Raw genomic sequence first — 868 nt, 5'->3', positions numbered from 1 at the left:
CTGTGGAAAAACCCGGAAGGCCTGACCGACGACGAGCGCCGCATCGTCATGCGCAACCTCGGCTTCTTCTCCACCGCCGACTCCCTGGTGGCGAACAACCTGGTGCTGGCCGTCTACCGCCTGATCACCAACCCCGAATGCCGCCAGTACATCCTGCGCCAAGCCTTCGAAGAGGCGATCCACACCCACGCCTACCAGTACTGCATCGAATCGCTGGCCATGGATGAAGGCGAGATCTTCAACATGTACCACGAGATCCCTTCGGTGGCGAAAAAGGCCGCCTGGGGCCTGAAGTACACCCGCTCGATCTCCGATCCGAAGTTCGAGACCGGCACCGTCGACACCGACAAGGAACTGCTGCGCAACCTGATCGCCTACTACTGCGTGCTGGAAGGCATCTTCTTCTACTGCGGCTTCACCCAGATCCTGTCCATGGGTCGGCGCAACAAGATGACTGGCGTCGCCGAGCAGTTCCAGTACATCCTGCGCGACGAATCCATGCACCTGAACTTCGGCATCGACGTGATCAACCAGATCAAGATCGAGAACCCGCACCTGTGGGATACCGAGATGAAGGAAGAAGCCACGCAGATGATCCTGCAGGGCACCCAGCTGGAAATCGAATACGCCCGTGACACCATGCCCCGCGGCGTACTGGGCATGAACGCGGCGATGATGGAGGACTACCTCAAGTTCATCGCCAACCGTCGCCTGTCGCAGATCGGCCTGAAGGAAGAGTACCCGGGGACCACCAACCCGTTCCCCTGGATGAGCGAGATCATGGACCTGAAGAAAGAGAAGAACTTCTTCGAGACCCGCGTGATCGAGTACCAGACTGGCGGCGCGTTGAGCTGGGATTGATCTTCGT

At 59.2% G+C, this 868-nt stretch carries 1 protein-coding gene; it reads left to right on the top strand.

Annotated elements, in window-relative coordinates; genetic code table 11:
- Positions 1-861: ribonucleotide-diphosphate reductase subunit beta (locus HX881_RS32635; RefSeq protein WP_103032980.1), on the top strand; the 861-nt coding region annotated here is incomplete at its 5' end.
- Between the last annotated feature and the right edge of the window lie 7 nt (positions 862-868).

The sequence above is a fragment of the Pseudomonas gingeri genome (genome assembly GCF_013386115.1).
GTDB classification, from domain to species: Bacteria; Pseudomonadota; Gammaproteobacteria; order Pseudomonadales; family Pseudomonadaceae; genus Aquipseudomonas; species Aquipseudomonas gingeri.
This window is presented reverse-complemented; position numbering and strand designations above follow the sequence as displayed.